This window comes from Pseudomonas fluorescens (assembly GCF_018614655.1).
Taxonomy (GTDB): domain Bacteria; phylum Pseudomonadota; class Gammaproteobacteria; order Pseudomonadales; family Pseudomonadaceae; genus Aquipseudomonas; species Aquipseudomonas fluorescens_BX.
This window is the reverse complement of sequence record NZ_JAGGOG010000021.1, coordinates 83,576-99,684: the sequence shown is the minus strand read 5'-3', so window position 1 is coordinate 99,684 and position 16,109 is coordinate 83,576. Positions and strand designations below refer to the sequence as shown.

Sequence of the window (16,109 nt, the reverse complement as noted above, 5' to 3'; positions counted from 1 at the left end):
CCGCAGGACCGCTTAGGGGGTCGCTACGTCGGAATGCCGCACCAAACCCATCGCAGCCTCGTACCTCGGCAGCGGCTACAATCGCCATCGCAGGCAAGCCAGCTTCCACATTGGATTGATATTGGCTTATAGATCGTGCGCAGGCCCCGTCAATACCTGCCTGAACGTCTCCACCAACGGCCTCAAATTGATCCGATGCCACGCCGCCCACAACGGTGTGGTGTACGTCAGCCAAGGCAGTTCCCGCAAGACTACCCCCGGCGGTGCGTTCCGGCTCAAACCCTTCTGCACCATCGCCACCCCAAGCCCCGACGCCACCAAGCCCAACGCGGTAAACGGCTCACTGGCCTCCATCGGCATCTGCGGCGTGAAGCCGGCGCGGATGCAGGCAGCGACGAAATCGTCAGCGGTACCGGGTTTGCGCTGTACGCCGATCCATTGCTGGTCGGCCAGATGTTCCGGCAGCAACGTGGCCTGGCTGGCCAGTGGATGCTGCTCCGGCAAGGCCAGCAGCATCGGGTCGTCGAGCACCTGGAAGGACAACAGGTCCGGATCGTCGGCCGCTGGCGGCTCACCGACCAGCGCGATATCCAGGCTGCGTTGCCGCAAGCCTTCCAATTGCTCGCCGGACGGCAGGTTGTACAGCGCGATATGCACATTGGGACGTGTTTCACGCAGTACTTTCAGGGCATTGGGTAGCACACCGGCATGCATGGCGTTTTCGATGTAGCCGATGCACAAGCCGCCTTCTTCACCTCGACCCAAACGACGACCCAGGGACTCCAGTCGGTTGGCGTGGGTCAGCAGTGCCTTGGTTTCTGCCAGAAAGGTCTGGCCATCCCGCGTCAGACGAATGCGCTGTTGGCTACGCTCGAACAGGGTCAGGCCCAGACGCTCTTCCAGTTGGGCAATCTGCCGACTCAAAGGCGACTGGGAGATGTGCAACCGTTCAGCGGCGCGCCCCACGTGTTCTTCTTCGGCGACTACAACGAAGTAGCGCAGTTGGCGGAAATCGATCATGTAAGGCCCATGCTTTAGACGTAAAAGGACTCAAGTAGGTCGCAGTATGTCTTGGGCGGTCTGATCGAAGCAATCTAGGATCTGCTCAACGGTCACACCACGACCTTGAACCCTTTGAGGATCCAACCATGAGCTTGAAAGACAAACTGCCCGGCGTGCTGGGTTTTGGCACCGCGCCGTTGGGCAACATGTTCCGCGCCATTCCCGAAGAAGAAGCCCAGGCCACCGTCGAGGCTGCGTGGAATCAGGGCGTGCGGTACTTCGATACTGCACCGTTCTACGGCTCCGGCCTGTCGGAATTGCGTCTGGGCCAGGCCCTGTCGAAGTACAACCGCGATGACTACGTGCTCAGCACCAAGGTCGGTCGGCTGATTCTCGACGAAGTGGAAGAAAGCGCCCGGGACCTGGGTGAGAAAAGCGGCGTATTCGAACACGGTCGCCCCAACAAAATGCTCAATGATTACAGCGCCGACGCTACCTTGCGCTCCATCGAAGACAGCCTAAAGCGCCTGCAAACCGATCGCCTGGACATCGTCTGGATCCACGACATCGCTCAGGACTTCTACGGTGATCAATGGCTGGAGTACTTCAACCAGGCCCGCACCGGTGCGTTCAAAGTGCTGACCCGGCTGCGTGAAGAAGGTGTCATCAAGGCTTGGGGCCTTGGGGTTAACCGGGTTGAGCCCTGCGAACTGACTCTGGACCTGACCGAAGCCCAGCCCGACGGCTTCCTGCTGGCCGGCCGCTACACGTTGCTGGACCACGAGCGCGCCCTGCAACGCCTGATGGATGCGGCGCTGGCCCAGAACGTCGAGATCGTGGTCGGTGGCCCGTACAGTTCGGGGATCCTGGCCGGCGGCGAACACTTCGAATACCAGAAAGCCAGCCCGGCGATCATCAACAAAGTCGAGCAGATCAAGGCCATCGCCCAGGCCCACGGCGTCGATGTGAAAGCCGCTGCGCTGCAATTCTCCCTGGCCCATCCGGCCGTGGCCGCAGTGATTCCCGGTGCCAGTCGTCCGGGACGCATTGCCGAAGACGTCGCAGCGTTGTCAGTAAAGATTCCAGCCGCCTTTTGGCAGGCCCTGCGTGACGCCCGATTGATTTCGGCCCGTGCGCCATTGCCCCTCTAATCACAGGAGTTCAAACATGAAAATCGATGTAAGCGGCAAGTTGGCAATCGTCAGTGGCAGCACCGCCGGGATCGGCCTGGGCATCAGCCAGGCTCTGGCTGATGCCGGTGCCACGGTGGTGGTGGTCGGACGTGAATCGAGCAAAGTGGACGCGGCCCTGGCGAGTATTCGCCTGGCCGTTCCCGGCGCCCAACTGCGCGGAGTGGTCGCTGACCTGGGCACCGCCGAAGGCGCAGCAACGCTGTTCGCCGCCGAACCGCGAGCGGACATCCTGGTGAACAACTTGGGAATCTTCAACGACGTGGACTTCTTCGAAGCCCCGGACAGCGAGTGGACGCGCTTCTATGAGGTCAACGTGATCTCCGGCGTGCGCCTGGCGCGGCATTATGTGCCGGACATGGTCAAGCAGGGCTGGGGCCGGGTGATTTTCCTGTCCTCGGAATCGGGTGTGGCGACGCCGGCGGACATGATCAACTACGGCGTCACCAAAAGCGCCAACCTGGCGGTGTCCCACGGTTTGGCCAAGCGCCTGGCGGGTACGGGTGTGACGGTGAATGCGATCCTGCCGGGGCCGACCTTTACCGACGGCCTGGAAGAGATGCTCAAGGACGCCACGGCGAAATCCGGGCGCAGTGCGCGGGAGGAGGCCGATGTGTTTGTGCGGGAAGCCCGGCCGACCTCGATCATTCAACGTGCGGCGAATGTGGATGAAGTGGCGAATCTGGTGGCGTACATTGCTTCACCGCTGTCTTCGGCCACTACCGGCGCCGCTTTGCGGGTTGACGGCGGCGTCGTCGACAGCATGGCGATCTAACTATTTTTTGGAGTCTTATTGTGGCAAAAGCATCTGCTGTTATTGAAATCCCGGCGTCGGCCGAACAGGTCTGGCAATTGGTCGGTGGCTTTAATTCGCTGCCGGACTGGCTGCCCTTTATCGCCAAGAGCGAGCCCAGCGACGGCGGCCGTGTGCGTCACCTGCAAACCGCTGACGGTGGCGTGGTGGTTGAGCGTCTGCAGACCTTTGATGACGCGGCGCGCACCTACAGCTACTCCATCAGTGAGTCGCCGTTTCCGGTGAGCGAGTATTTAGCGACCCTGAAGGTTGAGGCGTTGACCGACAGCACGGCGAAAGTGACCTGGTCCGGAGTGTTCACGCCGGTGGCCGGTGTGACGGACGCGGCGGTGGAGGAGTTGTTCACTGGCGTGTACAGCGGTGGGCTTGAGGCGTTGCGCGGCAATTTCCCGGCCTGATCAATCTAAAAATCAACACGAATCTAATGTGGGAGCGGGCTTGCTCGCGAAAGCGGTGTGTCAGTCGACAGATGTATTGGCTGGCCCGCATTCGCGAGCAAGCCCGCTCCTACATTTTTGATCGGCGGTGTATTCAAGCTTCCGGCATCAACTGCTGCCGACACTCCAGCACCAGCCGCGCACCGCCCAGCTCGCTGGTGCCCACTTCCAGCTTGAAACCGTGCAAGTTGATGATCGCCGCAACAATCGACAATCCCAATCCAAACCCGCCGTGTTGATTGCCTTCTTCCACTCGATAGAAACGCTGGAATACGGAGTTGCGTTCCGCCTCGGGAATACCAGGCCCCGAATCCAGGACTTCAATTCGCGTGCAGCCGGCATCGTTGACGGCCCGCAGAATCACCGAGCCTCCCGGTGGCGTGAATTTGATCGAGTTGCTCAGCAGGTTGGCCAGGGCTTCGAACAGCAAGGCCCGGTCACCGGTAATCCACGGTAGCGATTCCGGGGTTTCCAGCAGCAGCTGCATCTCACCTTCTTCCGCCAGGGGCAGGTAGAAGTCATGAAGTTCGCGCAGCAAGGGCAGGGGATCGAGCACCAGGAAGCCGGAGCGACGTTGGTGGTCTTCCAGCTCGGAAATCCGCAGCAACCCGCGAAAACGCGCCATCAGCGTGTCGGTCTCACTGATCACTTCATCCAGTTGCAGGGCATGGGGCGAGTTTTCGTCGGCCTGCTGCTTGATCCGGTACAACTGCGCCCGCAGACGGGTCAGCGGTGTGCGTAGGTCGTGGGCAATGTTGTCGCACACGCCCTTGACCTCGTTCATCAGTTTCTCGATGCGATCGAGCATGGCGTTGACGATCGCCGCCAGCATGTCCAGCTCGTCACGCCGATTGGACAGCGGCAGGCGATGGGTCAGGTCGCCGGCGACGATAGCCTCGGCGCTGGCCTGAATCCCGCGAATCCGGCGCAGCGGTCGCCGACGCAACAGATGCCAACCGGCGGCACCGGGGATAATGGTCAGGGAAATCCCCCAGAGCAGGGCATGCAGGATGATCCGGGTCACGCCGAACAGCGAACCGTTTTCCCGCACCAGGATCAGCCAGCGGTCGTCGTTGGTATGGGTGGCCACGGCGTCGCAGCTGTCGCGGGGCAGTTTCGGGTCATCGGAGTCGATGCAATTGGCGAGGGCGTGGATGTGTCCGTCCAGTGGCAGGTCCGCAGGAACGGCACGGATGGGGCCGCTCAGTGGGTTGAACTGCTCGTCGAACAGGCCGTAGGCATCTACGCCTTTCATGTCGAAGGTCATGCTGGTGCTCAACGCTTCCACCAGCTCTTCGCCCTCGAAGCGTTGGAACAGGTGTTGACGCTGCATCAGGGAGTGGCGCGACAGATCCCCCAGGTAACCCGATACCTCGTAATACAGCACCCCCATGAGGATGCAGCTCCAGGCTACGAACAATGAACTGTACAACGCCAGCAAGCGGCTGCTGGAAGAGCGCCAGCCCTTAGAGGGGTTCAGCAATGACATAACCCGAGCCTCGTACCGTGCGGATCAGCGGCGTGAGGCCCGGTGGATCGATTTTCTTGCGCAGACGACCGATGTGGACGTCGATCAGGTTGGTGCCTGGGTCGAAGTGATAACCCCAGACTTCCTCGAAGATCATCATCCGCGACAGGATCTGCCCGGTGTTGCGCATCAAAAATTCCAGCAGTTTGTATTCGGTGGGCAACAGGCTCAGGGGTTGGTCGGCGCGGCTGGCTTCGCGGCTGATCAGGTTGAGCTCCAGATCGGCCACCCGCAACGCGGTTTCGAATTCCTTGACCGTGCTTTTGCGTCGCAGCAGCACCTCGACCCGCGCCGCCATTTCATCGGAGGCGAAAGGTTTGGTCAGGTAATCATCGCCACCGGCCCGCAGGCCGCGTACCCGTTCGTCGACGTCGGAGAGAGCACTGATCATCAGGATCGGCGTCGAGACACCGATGGTGCGCAGGGTGGTGACGATGGCCAGGCCATCCAGTTCGGGGAGCATGCGATCGAGGGTGATCAGATCGTAATCGCCACTGACCGCGCGGACCAGGCCTTCGCGGCCGTTGTCCACCCAATCGACGTCCAGTCCATGACTACTCAGTTCAGCGACGATCTCGCGGGCCGTTACGGCGTCGTCTTCGATGGTCAAAATGCGGGTCATAAGGAGTACCTGGTGAGCAATTCACACTGAAGTAGATGCATTTTGCCAAGAAACGGTAGCCAGCTTCCTAAAAAAATATTCATGTAGGCATTTGCATGCCGCAAGGGCGGGACCTCAGGAGGCCGTTACCGCAGCAACGGATAGGCCCCCAACACCCAGGAGAACAGGAGCACAGCGGTCAATCATCAAACCCCACCTGCTCATGAATCTCATCCACCTTCAACTCCAACCGATACGCCACCGCAATAAACAACGCCTGACACAAGCAAAGGGTCGCACTCAACGACCTGAAGGCAAACGACGACCCTTCATTCACCAACAACACCGCATTCGCCCGCTTTGCCAGCGGCGAAAGGTTACTGTCGGTGATGATCAGGGTCTTGGCCTGATGAAGCTGGGCAATGCGCAGGCAATGTTGGGTTTCCTTGCCATACGGCGTAAAGCTGATCGCAATCACCAGGTCATTGGCCCGCACGCTGCGCATCTGCTCGCGGTAACTGCCGCCCAACCCGGACACCAGGTGGATGCGCTTGTTGGTGTGCTGCAGGTTATAGACCAGATAATCGGCCACGGCGAAGGAGCGACGCACGCCCACCACGTAGATGTTGTCGGCATTCACCACCAGATCCACGGCCTTGTCGAAGGCCGCGTCATCCAACTCCAGCCCCAGGCGTTCGATGCCCGACAGGGTAGCGTTGACGCATTCGCGTGCCAGGTCGCCGCCGCTGGCTTTCTGCGACTTGTTGGCGATCATGCTGCGGATGCGCTGCTGGTAGTTCTGCACCGGTGTGGTCTTGTGGGTGTACGCCTCGCGAAACAGCGCCTGCATCTCACTGAAACCACTGAAGCCGAAGCGCTGGGAAAAACGCACGATGGCCGAAGGATGCACTTCGCATTCCCGGGCGATGTCGCTGATGCGGTCGACCATGATCCGGTCGCTCTGCTGGCTCATGTAGCTGGCGATGCGTTTGAGCTGGCGCGGCAGGCTTTCGTATTCGTCGGTGATCAGTTGCAACAGACGCTCGGCATTGATCGGGAGGCTGGCGAGTGCGTCTTCCGGGGCGCTCTGGGACATAGGAAATCCTTCTGGCTTGTTCTTATAGGACAGTTCGATCTGCCCCTGACAATAGGTCGATGTGCGCAAGTCTACAGGGTAGGCGTAAAAAAATACCTTGGCTTCATGGGCCGGGCGTTGGCTGAAACGATGCACCGTGGCTGGAACAATCCTGCTCAAGGTTAATGGAAAAATTATTCCACTAAAAATATTTATAGAATAAATATTGATTGGCGCCGTCGGACGTTTTAGTCTGCATCTACCAAGAGCGGTTGCCGCCTCCACGACGGCAGACGCAGGCTGATAAAAATAACAGGAGCCAGCATGGGCCAGACTCGTTTTGCCAGTGGGCGTCAATTGGATCTGATTTGCCTCGGGCGCCTGGGCGTCGACCTCTATGCACAGCAGGTAGGTGCACGGTTGGAGGACGTTTCAAGCTTCGCCAAATACCTGGGCGGTTCCTCCGCAAACATCGCTTTCGGCACCGCGCGGCTGGGGCTCAAGTCGGCCATGCTGACCCGGGTGGGGGACGACCACATGGGTCGTTTCCTGGTGGAATCCCTGACCCGCGAAGGCTGTGATGTCAGCGGCATCAAGGTCGACCCGGAGCGGTTGACCGCCATGGTGTTGCTGGGCCTCAAGGACCGCGAAACCTTCCCGCTGGTGTTCTACCGCGAAAACTGCGCCGACATGGCCTTGCAGGCCGCGGATATCAATGAAGCCTTTATTGCCTCCAGCAAAGCCCTGCTGATCACCGGCACTCATTTCTCTACCGACGGTGTGTACAAGGCGAGCATCCAGGCGCTGGACTACGCCGAAAAACACCACGTCAAGCGTGTGCTGGACATCGACTACCGTCCGGTCCTATGGGGCCTGGCCGGCAAGGCCGACGGTGAAACCCGTTTTGTCGCCGACCAGAATGTCAGCCAGCATGTGCAGAAAATCCTCCCACGGTTCGACCTGATCGTCGGCACCGAAGAAGAATTCCTCATCGCCGGCGGCAGCGAAGATTTGCTCACCGCCTTGCGCACGGTGCGAGGCCTGACGGCCGCGACCCTGGTGGTCAAGCTCGGCCCACAAGGCTGCACGGTGATTCACGGCGACATCCCGGCGCGTCTCGAAGACGGCGCGATTTATCCCGGCGTACGAGTGGAAGTGCTCAACGTGTTGGGGGCCGGTGATGCCTTCATGTCGGGCTTCCTCAGTGGCTGGCTGGAAGATGCCAGTGACGAGCGTTGCTGCCAACTGGCCAATGCCTGCGGTGGTCTGGTGGTTTCGCGCCACGCTTGTGCACCGGCGATGCCGACCCGTGCCGAACTGGATTACCTGTTCAACAGCCCGGTGCCCATCACCCGGCCGGACCAGGACCCCGTGCTGCAACGCCTGCATCAGGTCAGCGTGCCGCGTAAAAGCTGGAAGCAACTGTTCGTCTTTGCCTTCGACCATCGCGGGCAACTGGTGGAACTGGCGCAGAAAGGTGGCCAGGACCCGGCGCGTATCAGCGCCATAAAGCAGTTATTTATCCAGGCCGTGGAGCGGGTCGAGCGCAAACTGCGGGAGCAGGGCGTCGAGGCCGATGTCGGCCTTTTGGCCGACCAGCGCTTCGGCCAGGACGCCCTCAACGCCGCCAGCGGTCGCGGCTGGTGGATCGCTCGCCCGGTGGAAGTCCAGGGCTCGCGCCCGCTGGCTTTTGAACATGGCCGCTCCATCGGCAGCAACCTGATTGCCTGGCCCCAGGAGCAGATCATCAAGTGCCTGGTGCAATTTCACCCCGACGACGAGCCGCTGCTGCGCCTGGAACAGGAAGCGCAACTCAAGGGCCTGTATCAGGCATCGCAAATCAGCGGGCATGAATTGCTGCTGGAAGTCATCCCGCCCAAGGATCACCCGTCCACCTATCCCGATGTGCTCTACCGCAGCCTCAAGCGCCTGTACAACCTGGGCATTTACCCGGCGTGGTGGAAGATCGAGGCGCAGTCGGCAGAGGACTGGAAAAAGCTCGATGAATTGATCCAAGAGCGCGATCCGTACTGCCGTGGCGTGGTGTTGTTGGGCTTGAATGCGTCTGCCGAATATCTGGCGGATGGATTCCAGCAGGCCGCCCAGAGCCAGACCTGTCGAGGGTTTGCCGTGGGTCGCACGATCTTCCAGGAGCCAAGCCGAGCGTGGATGGCGGGGGAGATTGATGACGAAACCCTGATCCAGCAAGTCCAGGGCACCTTTGAGCAGTTGATCAACGCCTGGCGCAGTTCACGCAGCTAAACGCTGTGGAATGTGGGCGCGGGCGTGTTGTGGCGAGGGGACAAGCCCCCTCGCCACAGAAGCTCACTTGCCACAAGAACCGCATTGTCACAGATAAATTTGAAAACAATAAAAGGTGCAGCCATGCCCGCTATCCGTATTGGCATCAACCCGATTTCATGGAGCAACGACGACCTGCCGGCCCTGGGCGGTGAAACGCCCCTGAGCACCGCCCTGAGCGAAGGTAAGGCGATCGGTTACGAAGGCTTTGAGCTCAACGGCAAATTCCCCAAGGATGCCAAGGGCGTCGGCGATGTGTTGTGCCCTTATGACCTGGCGCTGGTCTCCGGCTGGTACTCCAGCCGCCTGGCCCGACGTTCGGTGGCGGAGGAAATTGAGGCCATCGGTAGCCACGTCGAACTGCTGCGGGAAAACGGCGCCACGGTGCTGGTCTACGGCGAAGTCGCCGACTCGATCCAGGGATCCCCCATTCGCTTGGTCGAACGCCCGCGTTTCCACAGCGAACAAGCCTGGCAGGACTACGCCGACAAGCTCACTGAACTGGCACGTTTCACCCTGTCCCAAGGCGTGCGCCTGGCCTACCACCATCATATGGGCGCCTACGTCGAATCCCCGGAAGACATCGACAAGCTCATGAGCCTCACCGGCGCAGAAGTCGGCCTGCTATTTGATTCAGGCCACTGCTACATGGGCGGCGGTGAACCCATCGAGGTGCTGCGCAAGCACATCGACCGCATCTGCCACGTCCATTTCAAAGACGTGCGCAAACCGGTGGTGCAATTGGCCCGCAACAACCTGTGGAGCTTCCCGGACTGCATCATCAACGGCACGTTTACCGTACCCGGCGACGGCGATATCGACTTCGCCGCGTTGCTCGATGTGCTGCTGGCCGCCAATTACCACGGCTGGCTGGTGGTGGAAGCCGAGCAGGACCCCGCCGTGGCTCCCAGCTATATCTACGCGAAAAAGGGTTACGACACGCTGCGGGCACTGCTGAATGAGAGGACGGGACAATGAGCCTATTGGTCAAAAGCAGCAAACGCGGGCAGACCATGGTGGCGCTGGAAGCAGGGCGCCTGGAGTACGTGGGTTTTGCCGCCTACCGCCTGAGCCTGGGGGAAACCCTGCCGGTCAGCGCGGGCGATAAAGAGCTGTGCCTGGTGCTGCTCAGCGGTCGCGTCACGATCAAAGGCGAGGGCTTCAACTGGGAAAACCTCGGTGATCGCCAGTCGGTCTTCGAAGACAAATCGCCGTTTGCCGCCTACCTGCCACCGGGCACCCACGCTCAGGTGGTGGCCTTGAGCGACGTACAGATCGCCGTCTGTGCCGCCCCCGGCTCCACCGCTGCAGGCCTAGCCCCACGGCTGATTCGCCCCGAACAATGCAAGCGCAGCGTGCGTGGCAAGGGTGCCAATACCCGCTACGTGTGCGACATCCTGCCTGACAGCGAGCCCGCCCATTCGCTGCTGGTGGTGGAAGTGCGCACGCCGTCCGGTCACTCGTCGAGCTACCCGCCCCACAAGCACGACACCGATGACCTGCCGCACCAGAGCTTTCTCGAAGAAACCTATTACCACCAGGTCAACCCGCCTCAGGGCTTCGTGTTCCAGCGGGTCTACACCGATGACCGCAGCATCGACCAGGCCATGGCCGTGGAAAACAGCGACCTGGTGGTGGTGCCCAAGGGTTATCACCCGGTCAGCGTGCCCTACGGCTACGAGTCGTACTACCTGAACGTGATGGCCGGCCCCAAACGCGCCTGGCACTTCCATAACGACCCACAGCACAGCTGGCTGCTGGACCTTTAACGACTTCGACGGAGAACACGCACCATGAGCAACGCCCCGGTAATCGGCCATTACATCAACGGTCAGGTGCAAGACAGCGGTAGCGAACGCTTCAGCAATGTATTCAATCCAGCCACCGGCGAGGTGCAGGCGCGTGTCGGCCTGGCCAGTCAGAAGACCGTCGATGAAGCCGTGGCGTCGGCCTTGAAGGCCTTCCCTGCGTGGTCCGAGCAGTCGTCCCTGCGTCGCTCGCGGGTGCTGTTCAAGTTCAAGGAACTGCTGGACCAGCACCATGACGAGTTGGCCGAAATCATCAGCCGCGAACACGGCAAGGTGTTCTCCGACGCCAAGGGCGAAGTCACCCGCGGTATCGAGATCGTCGAATACGCCTGCGGTGCCCCCAACCTGTTGAAAACCGATTTCAGCGACAACATTGGTGGGGGCATCGACAACTGGAACCTGCGCCAGCCCCTGGGCGTGTGCGCCGGGATCACCCCGTTCAACTTTCCGGTGATGGTACCGTTGTGGATGATCCCGCTGGCCCTGGCCACCGGTAACTGCTTCATCCTCAAACCGTCCGAGCGTGATCCGTCCGCCAGTTTGCTGATGGCCCGGCTGTTGACCCAGGCCGGGTTACCGGATGGCGTGTTCAACGTGGTCCAGGGCGACAAGAGCGCCGTGGACGGCCTGCTGCAACACCCGGACATCGAAGCGATTTCGTTTGTCGGCTCCACGCCAATTGCCGAGTACATCCACCAGCAGGCCACACAGCGCGGCAAGCGCGTGCAGGCGTTGGGTGGGGCCAAGAACCATATGATCGTAATGCCTGACGCTGATCTGGACCAGGCGGCGGACGCCTTGATCGGCGCGGCGTACGGCTCGGCCGGCGAGCGCTGCATGGCGATCTCGATTGCCGTGGTGGTGGGCGATGTTGGTGACAAGCTGATCGACAAGTTGCTGCCGCGTATCGACCAATTGAAGGTCGGCAACGGCCTGCAGAAGGACAGCGAAATGGGGCCGTTGGTCACCGCTGAACACAAGGCCAAGGTCGAAGGGTTTATCGGCCAGGGCGTGGCTCAGGGCGCGAAGCTGATTGTCGACGGGCGTGGCTTCAAGGTGCCAGGTGCCGAAGGTGGGTTCTTTGTTGGCGCGACCTTGTTCGATAACGTCACGACCGAGATGAGCATCTACCAGCAAGAAATTTTCGGCCCGGTGCTGGGCATTGTGCGGGTGGCGGATTTCGCCAGCGCGGTGGCCTTGATCAACGCCCATGAGTTCGGTAACGGCGTGTCCTGCTTCACCCGTGATGGCGGCATCGCCCGCGCCTTTGCCCGCACCATCAAGGTCGGCATGGTCGGCATCAACGTGCCGATTCCGGTGCCGATGGCCTGGCATTCGTTTGGTGGCTGGAAGCGTTCGTTGTTTGGTGACCACCACGCCTATGGCGAAGAAGGGATTCGTTTCTACAGCCGCTACAAAAGTGTCATGCAGCGCTGGCCCGACAGCATCGCCAAGGGCCCTGAATTCAGCATGCCAACCGCCAAGTAATTTTTTCGAGTGTGGAGCACAACAATAATGAAGTCGCCTCTACGTTTTGCGCTGAACCGCATGGTTGCTCCAAGCCTGTCCCTGCCGGACTTTATCGAGTTGGCGGTGACCTTGAAATGCGACGCCATCGAGATCCGCAATGATCTCAAAGGCATCGAGATTGAAGACGGCACGCCGGCCAGTCGCGTGCGCGAGTTATGCGCCGTGCAGGGCATCAAGGTGCTGTCGATCAACGCGCTGTATCCGTTCGATGTGTGGAATGACGAGCGCCGTGCCCAGGCCGTGGAACTCGCGACCTATGCCCGTGAATGCGGCGCCCTGGGCCTGGTGATGTGCCCGCTGAACGACCGTGCCGATTCGCGCAATGAAGCCCAGCGCGCTGCCGGGTTGCGCACTGCGTTGAGCGAGTTGGCGCCGATTCTGCGCGAATACGGGATTGTGGGTTTTATCGAACCCCTGGGCTTCGAAGAATGCTCGCTGCGCCGCAAGCGCACGGCGGTGGATGCGATCAAGTCCATCGGCGGCCTGGATGTGTTCCGCCTGGTGCATGACACGTTTCACCACCACTTGGCCAGCGAGCATGAGTTCTTCCCAGAGCTGACTGGCCTGGTGCATATCTCTGGCGTTGAAGACGCGCAAGCGCCGCTGGCGAGCATTCGTGACGGCCATCGGGTGCTGGTGGGCGAGGGTGACATCCTCGGCAATGCCGTGCAGATCGACACCTTGCTCAGCACCGGCTACAGCGGCTATTTGTCATTTGAGCCCTTTGCCGAAAGCGTGCATGGTCTGGCGGATATCAAGCAGGCGCTGGGGGCGAGCATGGCCCACCTACAAAAAAAATAAGGTGCGAAACATGACCACAACAAGGTTGACCATGGCCCAGGCCCTGGTGAAGTTTCTCGATAACCAGTACATCGAAGTCGATGGTGTGCAGAGCAAGTTCGTCGCCGGGATCTTCACGATTTTCGGTCACGGTAATGTGCTGGGCCTGGGCCAGGCCCTGGAGCAGGACAGCGGCGACCTGGTGGTGCATCAGGGCCGCAACGAGCAGGGCATGGCCCATGCCGCCATCGGGTTTGCCAAGCAGCACCTGCGCCGCAAGATTTACGCCTGTAGCTCTTCGGTGGGGCCGGGCGCGGCCAATATGCTGACGGCTGCTGCCACCGCGACGGCCAACCGTATTCCGTTGCTGCTGCTGCCTGGCGATGTGTACGCTAGCCGCCAGCCCGACCCGGTGCTGCAACAGATCGAGCAGTTCCACGACCTGAGCATCAGTACCAACGATGCCTTTCGTGCGGTCAGCAAATACTGGGACCGCATCAACCGCCCCGAGCAGTTGATGAGTGCGGCAATCCACGCCATGCGCGTGCTTACCGACCCCGCGGAAACCGGCGCCGTGACCCTGGCCTTGCCGCAGGATGTGCAGGGTGAGGCCTGGGACTATCCGGACTATTTCTTGCAAAAACGCGTACACCGTATCGACCGCCGTCCGGCCACCGAAGCCATGCTGGATGATGCCGTGGCCGCCTTCAAGGGCAAGCGCAAACCGCTGATTGTCTGCGGTGGCGGGGTCAAGTACTCCGGCGCCAATGCCGCGCTGCAAGCGTTTGCCGAACGCTTTGATATTCCCTTCGCCGAAACCCAGGCGGGCAAGAGCGCGGTGGTGTCCAGCCATCCGCTGAACCTTGGCGGTATCGGTGAAACCGGTTGCCTGGCGGCCAATCTGTTGGCCCCGGAGGCCGACCTTATTATCGGTATTGGTACCCGCTACACCGACTTCACCACCTCATCGAAGTCATTGTTCAAGCATCCCGAGGTGCAGTTTCTCAACCTCAATATCAGCCCGTGCGATGCACTGAAACTCGATGGCGTGCAGTTGCTGGCGGATGCCAAGGTGGGCCTGGAGGCTTTGTACGATGCCTTGGGCGACTACCGCTCAAGCTGGGGCGACCAGCCACGGGATGCCAAGGCGCAGTTGGATACCGAAGTCGACCGCATCTACCAGGCCGAATACCAGACTGAACATTTCGTCCCGGAAATCAACGACCACATGGACCCGGCCGTGCTGCGCGAATTTATTGAGCTGACCGGCTCCTGCCTGACCCAAAGCCGGGTGCTGGGGGTGCTCAACGAAACCCTGGCTGACGACGCAATCATCGTCGCTGCCGCCGGCAGCCTGCCCGGTGACTTGCAGCGCAGTTGGCGCAGCAAGGGGGTCAACACCTACCACGTCGAGTACGGTTACTCGTGCATGGGCTATGAGGTGAACGCTGCCCTGGGCGTGAAGCTGGCCGAGCCTGAGCGTGAGGTCTACGCATTGGTGGGCGACGGCTCCTACATGATGCTGCACTCGGAACTGGCCACCTCGATCCAGGAGCGCCGCAAGATCAACGTGGTGCTGCTGGACAACATGACCTTCGGCTGCATCAACAACCTGCAGATGGAACACGGCATGGACAGCTTCGGCACCGAGTTCCGTTTCCGTAATCCTGAAAGCGGCAAGCTCGACGGTGGTTTCGTGCCGGTGGATTTCGCCATGAGTGCGGCGGCGTATGGCTGCAAGACCTACAAGGTCAACACGGTGGAGCAGCTACGTGCGGCGCTGGCGGATGCGCGCACGCAAACGGTGTCGACGCTGATCGATATCAAGGTGCTGCCCAAGACCATGATTCACAAGTACCTGTCCTGGTGGCGGGTCGGCGTGGCGCAGGTGTCCACCAGCGAGCGCACCGATGCGGTAGCCAAACAACTCAATGAACGCCTGGCCAAGGCCCGGCAGTACTAATAACAAGAGGAGTGTTTTTATGTCTTTGAAGCTTGGTGTTATCGGTACTGGCGCCATCGGCCAGGATCACATTCGTCGTTGCAGCCAGACGCTGCTCAACAGCCAGGTGGTGGCCGTTACCGACATCAACCTTGAGCAAGCCGCCAGGGTTGTCGCTGATTTGAAGCTCGCTGCCGAAGTTTATCCCGACGGCCATGCGCTGATTGCATCGCCTCAAGTGGAGGCGGTCCTGGTCACCTCCTGGGGTCCGAGCCATGAAGAGTTCGTGCTGGCCGCCATCGCCGCCGGCAAGCCGGTGTTCTGCGAAAAACCCCTGGCAGTGACCGCCGAAGGTTGCCGAAAAATCGTCGAGGCCGAAGTGGCCCACGGCAAGCGCCTGGTGCAGGTGGGTTTCATGCGTCCTTATGACGAAGGCTATCGCGCCCTGAAAGCGGTGATCGACAGCGGCCAGATCGGTGAGCCACTGATGCTGCATTGCGCCCACCGCAACCCGACTGTGGGTGAGAACTACAAGACCGACATGGCAATCACCGACACCCTGATCCACGAGCTGGACGTGTTGCGCTGGCTGCTGGCCGATGACTATGTGTCGGTGCAAGTGGTGTTCCCGCGCAAGACCAGTAAAGCCCACGGTCATTTGCGGGACCCGCAGATCGTGCTGCTGGAAACCGCCAAGGGCACACGTATCAATGTGGAAGTGTTCGTGAACTGCCAATACGGCTACGACATCCAGTGCGAAGTGGTGGGGGAGACCGGTATTGCCAAGTTGCCGGAACCGTCCCAGGTACAGATGCGCAGCGGCGCCAAGCTGTCCAACGCGATTCTGATGGATTGGAAGGACCGCTTTATCGCGGCCTATGACGTTGAGTTGCAGGCGTTCATCGACGGCGTGCGCGCCGGGCAGGTGGGCGGACCTTCGGCGTGGGACGGGTTTGCGGCGGCGGTGGCGGCGGACGCGTGTATCGAGGCGCAAAACAGTGGGCAGATTGTCAACGTCGGCCTGCCGGATCGCCCGCGGTTCTACGGTTAACCACCTATTTCCTTGGAGGCGCCCGGTCAGTGTGGGAGCGGGCTTGCTCG

General features: G+C 60.8%; 14 protein-coding genes. 10 read left to right on the top strand and 4 right to left on the bottom strand.

The features are described from left to right. Positions 1 to 126: 126 nt before the first annotated feature. On the bottom strand, positions 127 to 1,020 hold the full coding sequence (locus tag J7E41_RS21925; RefSeq protein ID WP_214996156.1) for a LysR substrate-binding domain-containing protein: 894 nt from the start codon (positions 1,018 to 1,020) through the stop codon (positions 127 to 129). 128 nt (positions 1,021 to 1,148) lie between these two features. Here J7E41_RS21925 and J7E41_RS21920 point away from each other — a divergent pair, with 128 nt between their 5' ends. The 3 genes from J7E41_RS21920 to J7E41_RS21910 are packed head-to-tail and all read left to right on the top strand — an operon-like array spanning position 1,149 to position 3,404. Continuing rightward, entirely contained in the window at positions 1,149 to 2,153 is a 1,005-nt protein-coding gene (locus J7E41_RS21920) for an aldo/keto reductase (RefSeq protein ID WP_214996154.1), read from the top strand. A 16-nt stretch (positions 2,154 to 2,169) separates the two neighbouring features. Further along, on the top strand, positions 2,170 to 2,967 hold the full coding sequence (locus tag J7E41_RS21915) for an SDR family NAD(P)-dependent oxidoreductase (RefSeq protein WP_214996152.1): 798 nt from the start codon (positions 2,170 to 2,172) through the stop codon (positions 2,965 to 2,967). A gap of 20 nt (positions 2,968 to 2,987) precedes the next feature. After that, positions 2,988 to 3,404 carry an SRPBCC family protein gene (locus tag J7E41_RS21910; protein WP_214996150.1) on the top strand — a complete coding sequence of 139 codons (417 nt, stop codon included), beginning with the start codon at positions 2,988 to 2,990 and terminating at the stop codon, positions 3,402 to 3,404. A gap of 133 nt (positions 3,405 to 3,537) precedes the next feature. Here J7E41_RS21910 and J7E41_RS21905 read toward each other — a convergent pair whose 3' ends face one another. The 3 genes from J7E41_RS21905 to J7E41_RS21895 all read right to left on the bottom strand — a co-directional run bounded on the left by J7E41_RS21905 (position 3,538) and on the right by J7E41_RS21895 (position 6,668). Further along, positions 3,538 to 4,932 carry a sensor histidine kinase gene (locus tag J7E41_RS21905; RefSeq protein WP_214996148.1) on the bottom strand — a complete coding sequence of 465 codons (1,395 nt, stop codon included), beginning with the start codon at positions 4,930 to 4,932 and terminating at the stop codon, positions 3,538 to 3,540. Further along, positions 4,910 to 5,593, bottom strand: coding sequence for a response regulator transcription factor (locus J7E41_RS21900; RefSeq protein WP_010564812.1), 684 nt, complete (start codon positions 5,591 to 5,593; stop codon positions 4,910 to 4,912). The genes J7E41_RS21905 and J7E41_RS21900 overlap by 23 nt, the downstream gene beginning before the upstream one ends. Before the next feature lie 178 nt (positions 5,594 to 5,771). Further along, the gene (locus tag J7E41_RS21895) at positions 5,772 to 6,668 is read right to left on the bottom strand and encodes a MurR/RpiR family transcriptional regulator (RefSeq protein ID WP_214996147.1); all 897 of its coding nucleotides are present in this window, start codon (positions 6,666 to 6,668) and stop codon (positions 5,772 to 5,774) included. Between the two features lie 303 nt (positions 6,669 to 6,971). Here J7E41_RS21895 and J7E41_RS21890 point away from each other — a divergent pair, with 303 nt between their 5' ends. The 7 genes from J7E41_RS21890 to J7E41_RS21860 all read left to right on the top strand — a co-directional run bounded on the left by J7E41_RS21890 (position 6,972) and on the right by J7E41_RS21860 (position 16,059). Further along, positions 6,972 to 8,909: a bifunctional 5-dehydro-2-deoxygluconokinase/5-dehydro-2-deoxyphosphogluconate aldolase gene (locus J7E41_RS21890; protein ID WP_214996145.1), complete on the top strand. Its 1,938-nt coding sequence runs from the start codon at positions 6,972 to 6,974 to the stop codon at positions 8,907 to 8,909. A gap of 123 nt (positions 8,910 to 9,032) precedes the next feature. Further along, positions 9,033 to 9,926, top strand: coding sequence for a myo-inosose-2 dehydratase (iolE, locus tag J7E41_RS21885; protein WP_214996142.1), 894 nt, complete (start codon positions 9,033 to 9,035; stop codon positions 9,924 to 9,926). Then, on the top strand, positions 9,923 to 10,717 hold the full coding sequence (iolB, locus tag J7E41_RS21880) for a 5-deoxy-glucuronate isomerase (RefSeq protein ID WP_214996140.1): 795 nt from the start codon (positions 9,923 to 9,925) through the stop codon (positions 10,715 to 10,717). The genes iolE and iolB overlap by 4 nt, the downstream gene beginning before the upstream one ends. A gap of 24 nt (positions 10,718 to 10,741) precedes the next feature. After that, positions 10,742 to 12,244 carry a CoA-acylating methylmalonate-semialdehyde dehydrogenase gene (locus J7E41_RS21875; RefSeq protein WP_214996138.1) on the top strand — a complete coding sequence of 501 codons (1,503 nt, stop codon included), beginning with the start codon at positions 10,742 to 10,744 and terminating at the stop codon, positions 12,242 to 12,244. A 27-nt stretch (positions 12,245 to 12,271) separates the two neighbouring features. Next, positions 12,272 to 13,087, top strand: a complete 816-nt coding sequence (locus J7E41_RS21870; RefSeq protein ID WP_214996136.1) for a TIM barrel protein — start codon at positions 12,272 to 12,274, stop codon at positions 13,085 to 13,087. A 10-nt stretch (positions 13,088 to 13,097) separates the two neighbouring features. Next, positions 13,098 to 15,029: a 3D-(3,5/4)-trihydroxycyclohexane-1,2-dione acylhydrolase (decyclizing) gene (gene iolD / locus J7E41_RS21865; RefSeq protein ID WP_214996135.1), complete on the top strand. Its 1,932-nt coding sequence runs from the start codon at positions 13,098 to 13,100 to the stop codon at positions 15,027 to 15,029. A 19-nt stretch (positions 15,030 to 15,048) separates the two neighbouring features. Further along, positions 15,049 to 16,059, top strand: coding sequence for a Gfo/Idh/MocA family protein (locus tag J7E41_RS21860; protein WP_214996133.1), 1,011 nt, complete (start codon positions 15,049 to 15,051; stop codon positions 16,057 to 16,059). Positions 16,060 to 16,109 lie beyond the last annotated feature (50 nt).

Bases quoted from the DNA above. Each gene is read 5' to 3' on its own strand.
- J7E41_RS21925 (WP_214996156.1), bottom strand. From the start codon at position 1,020: ATGATCGATTTCCGCCAACTGCGCTACTTCGTTGTAGTCGCCGAAGAA.
- J7E41_RS21920 (WP_214996154.1), top strand. From the start codon at position 1,149: ATGAGCTTGAAAGACAAACTGCCCGGCGTGCTGGGTTTTGGCACCGCG.
- J7E41_RS21915 (WP_214996152.1), top strand. From the start codon at position 2,170: ATGAAAATCGATGTAAGCGGCAAGTTGGCAATCGTCAGTGGCAGCACC.
- J7E41_RS21905 (WP_214996148.1), bottom strand. From the start codon at position 4,932: ATGTCATTGCTGAACCCCTCTAAGGGCTGGCGCTCTTCCAGCAGCCGC.
- J7E41_RS21900 (WP_010564812.1), bottom strand. From the start codon at position 5,593: ATGACCCGCATTTTGACCATCGAAGACGACGCCGTAACGGCCCGCGAG.
- J7E41_RS21895 (WP_214996147.1), bottom strand. From the start codon at position 6,668: ATGTCCCAGAGCGCCCCGGAAGACGCACTCGCCAGCCTCCCGATCAAT.
- J7E41_RS21890 (WP_214996145.1), top strand. From the start codon at position 6,972: ATGGGCCAGACTCGTTTTGCCAGTGGGCGTCAATTGGATCTGATTTGC.
- iolE (WP_214996142.1), top strand. From the start codon at position 9,033: ATGCCCGCTATCCGTATTGGCATCAACCCGATTTCATGGAGCAACGAC.
- iolB (WP_214996140.1), top strand. From the start codon at position 9,923: ATGAGCCTATTGGTCAAAAGCAGCAAACGCGGGCAGACCATGGTGGCG.
- J7E41_RS21875 (WP_214996138.1), top strand. From the start codon at position 10,742: ATGAGCAACGCCCCGGTAATCGGCCATTACATCAACGGTCAGGTGCAA.
- J7E41_RS21870 (WP_214996136.1), top strand. From the start codon at position 12,272: ATGAAGTCGCCTCTACGTTTTGCGCTGAACCGCATGGTTGCTCCAAGC.
- iolD (WP_214996135.1), top strand. From the start codon at position 13,098: ATGACCACAACAAGGTTGACCATGGCCCAGGCCCTGGTGAAGTTTCTC.
- J7E41_RS21860 (WP_214996133.1), top strand. From the start codon at position 15,049: ATGTCTTTGAAGCTTGGTGTTATCGGTACTGGCGCCATCGGCCAGGAT.